The following is a 2,891-nucleotide window of genomic DNA, read 5'->3' on the forward strand; positions in this document are numbered from 1 at the left end:
GATGCCGACCATGCCGACATTGACCCGCGCGGCGCATCGTCGAACGACAGCGCGATCATCTTCTGCGCCGCCGCCGGAACCGGCAGCAGCAGCAGCAGAATCAGTAAAGGCAGGAGCCCGCGCCGCAGCAAGGCAGCGTCAGCCCATCGTGGGGATGACGAACGCGTTGCCGCCGTCGGGCGATCCGTCGGGCCAGCGCTGCGTGATCGTCTTGACCTTGGTCCAGAATTTCACGCCTTCCATGCCGTGCTGGTTGGTGTCGCCGAACGCCGAACGCTTCCAGCCGCCGAAGCTATGATAGGCGACGGGCACCGGGATCGGGACGTTGATGCCGACCATGCCGACATTGACGCGCGCGGCGAATTCGCGCGCGGCGTGGCCATTGCGCGTGAAGATCGCGACGCCGTTGCCATATTGGTGCTTGCTGGGCAGTTCGAGCGCGGTTTCGAAATCGGGAGCGCGGACGATCTGCAGCACGGGGCCGAAAATCTCTTCCTTGTACGATTCCATGTCGGTCGTGACATGGTCGAACAGCGTCGGCCCGATGAAGAAGCCCTTTTCATGCCCCTGAAGCGCGAAGCCGCGGCCGTCGACGACCAGCTCGGCGCCTTCGTCGGCGCATTTCTGGATCCAGCCTTCGACCTTTTCCTTGTGCGCCTGCGTCACCACCGGGCCGTAATGCGCCTCGGCATCGGTCGACACGCCGACGCGCAGCGCCGCGATCGCAGGAATCAGCTTTTCCTTCAGCCGCTCGGCGGTCTCGTCGCCGACGGGAACGACGACCGGCAGCGCCATGCAGCGCTCGCCCGCCGAGCCGAAGGCTGCGCCGGTCAAATCGTTGACGACCTGATCGAGGTCGGCGTCGGGCATGACGATGCCGTGGTTCTTCGCGCCGCCCATCGCTTGCACGCGCTTTCCGTTAGCGACGCCGCGGTTGTAGACATAATGCGCGATGTCCGACGAGCCGACGAAGCTGACCGCGCCGATATCGGGATGGTCGAGGATCGCGTCGACCATTTCCTTGTCGCCATGGACGACCTGGCAGATGCCTTCGGGCAGTCCGGCTTCGCGGAAGAGTTCGGCGAGGCGAACGGGGACCGACGGGTCGCGCTCGCTCGGCTTGATGATGAAGGCGTTGCCGGTCGCGATCGCGACGCCCGACATCCACAGCGGGATCATCGCGGGGAAGTTGAACGGGGTTATCCCTGCCCCGATGCCGATCGGCTGGCGCATCGAATAGACGTCGATGCCGGGGCCCGCGCCCTGCGTATATTCGCCTTTCAGCACATGCGGGATGCCGCAGCAGAATTCGATGACTTCGAGACCCCGCTGGATGTCGCCCTTCGAATCGGCGATCACCTTGCCATGCTCGCTCGACAGCAGGTGCGCGAGTTCGTCCATATTCGCTTCGACGAGGCGCTTGAATTCGAACATCACGCGCGCGCGGCGCTGCGGGTTTGTCGCGGCCCATGCGGGCTGCGCCTTCTTCGCCGCGGCGACCACGCGTTCGAGAAGCGCCGCGTCGCCGAGGGCGACCTGCGCCTGAACGCCGCCGCTGTTGGGGTCGAAGACGTCACCCTGGCGGGCGCTGCCGCCGGCGCCGCCGACGATATGATGGTCGATCTGTCGCATGTTCGAGTCTCCCAAAAGATGTTGCCGCCGCCACAGACCAGTTGCGCATCATTTGCAAGGGATAGACTTGCAGCCCTGTCCTGCATATTTGCAGGTCATGGATTGGGATAGGCTGCAATATTTCCTGTTCGTCGCGCGCCACGGCACACTCGCGCGCGCCAGCGCGGCGCTGCACGTCGATGCGACCACGGTGAGCCGGCGGGTGAGCGCATTGGAGGCCGCGCTTGGCCAGACGCTCTTCGAACGCGCGCCGACGGGTTTTGTTCTGACCGCGGCCGGCCGGGCGCTCGTTCCGCACGCCGAAGCAATGGCAGCGGCGGTGGCGCGCATCCATATGGCTCCCGGCAGCGGGTCGGCGCTGTCGGGGCAACTCCGCGTCAGCGTATCCGAAGGCTTTGGCAACAGCTTCATCGCGCCGCGGCTCGCGCGTTTCGTCGTGGCGCATCCCGAGCTGGAGATCGACCTTGTCGCCTCGTCGGGCTTTCTCAATCCGTCGCGGCGCGAGGCCGACATGGCGGTGCTGCTCGCGCGGCCGCGCAAGGGCCCGCTGATCACGCGCAAGCTGTCCGATTACAGCCTCGGCATTTATGCACCCGCCGGCCGGCCCGACTGGCAGGCCGCCGTTGCAGCCGCGCCGCTGTCGCGCACGGGGATTCCCGTGATCGGCTATATGCCCGACATCCTCTATGCCCCCGAACTCGATTATCTGGGCGAGATCGAGCCGGGACTGCGCGCCACGGTGCGCTCGTCGAGCATCCTCGCGCAGCGGCGCATGATCGCGGGCGGCGCGGGGGTCGGCGTGCTCCCCTGCTTCCTCGCGGCGGGCGATCCTGCGCTGGTGCGCGTGCGCCCCGAGCAGGTGATTGCGCGCGCCTTCTGGCTCGCGCTCCACCGCGACGTCGCGCCGCAGCCGCGCATCCGCGCCTTCATCGACTGGCTCGATGCCGAGGTACGCGAGAGCCGGGGATTGCTGGTGCCCGCCTAGACCGGGCGCCAGCCGGAGGCGATCAGGCCGCCGTCGCCGAACAGTCTTTCGATCGCATCCGGACCCGCCACGGCACTGCGCAGCCTGTCCGCGAGCGGATCGTCGATAGAGCGCCCGCTGCGCAGGAAAGCAATCCATGCGGCGATAGCGGACTCGAGCGACGGGCAGCGCTGTCCGCGCCTCTGATGCCAGGCCAGCGCTTCGAGCCAGCGCTGCGGGATTTTCTGGCTGCCATCCATCGCAATCTGGGTCAGCCGGTGGTGGAGCGCGGGGT

Annotated in this window: 2 protein-coding genes and 1 pseudogene; 1 reads left to right on the plus strand and 2 read right to left on the minus strand. The window is 67.0% G+C overall.

Annotation, left to right across the window (positions count from 1 at the left end; all coding sequences use genetic code 11):
- Positions 1-138: 138 nt before the first annotated feature.
- Positions 139-1,632, minus strand: coding sequence for a CoA-acylating methylmalonate-semialdehyde dehydrogenase (locus tag VGD20_RS08015; protein WP_331133943.1), 1,494 nt, complete (start codon positions 1,630-1,632; stop codon positions 139-141).
- 97 nt (positions 1,633-1,729) lie between these two features.
- On the opposite strand from VGD20_RS08015, the gene VGD20_RS08020 reads away from it, so the two are divergent.
- Complete coding sequence (locus tag VGD20_RS08020; protein ID WP_331133944.1) at positions 1,730-2,617, plus strand: LysR family transcriptional regulator; 888 nt, start codon at positions 1,730-1,732, stop codon at positions 2,615-2,617.
- Here VGD20_RS08020 and VGD20_RS08025 read toward each other — a convergent pair.
- Positions 2,614-2,891 (minus strand): annotated as a pseudogene (locus VGD20_RS08025) (mannitol dehydrogenase family protein); the annotation flags it as partial. The gene VGD20_RS08020 and the pseudogene VGD20_RS08025 sit on opposite strands and share 4 nt — an antisense overlap.

Origin of the sequence: Sphingopyxis sp. (genome assembly GCF_036402335.1) — a bacterium.
GTDB lineage: Bacteria > Pseudomonadota > Alphaproteobacteria > Sphingomonadales > Sphingomonadaceae > Sphingopyxis.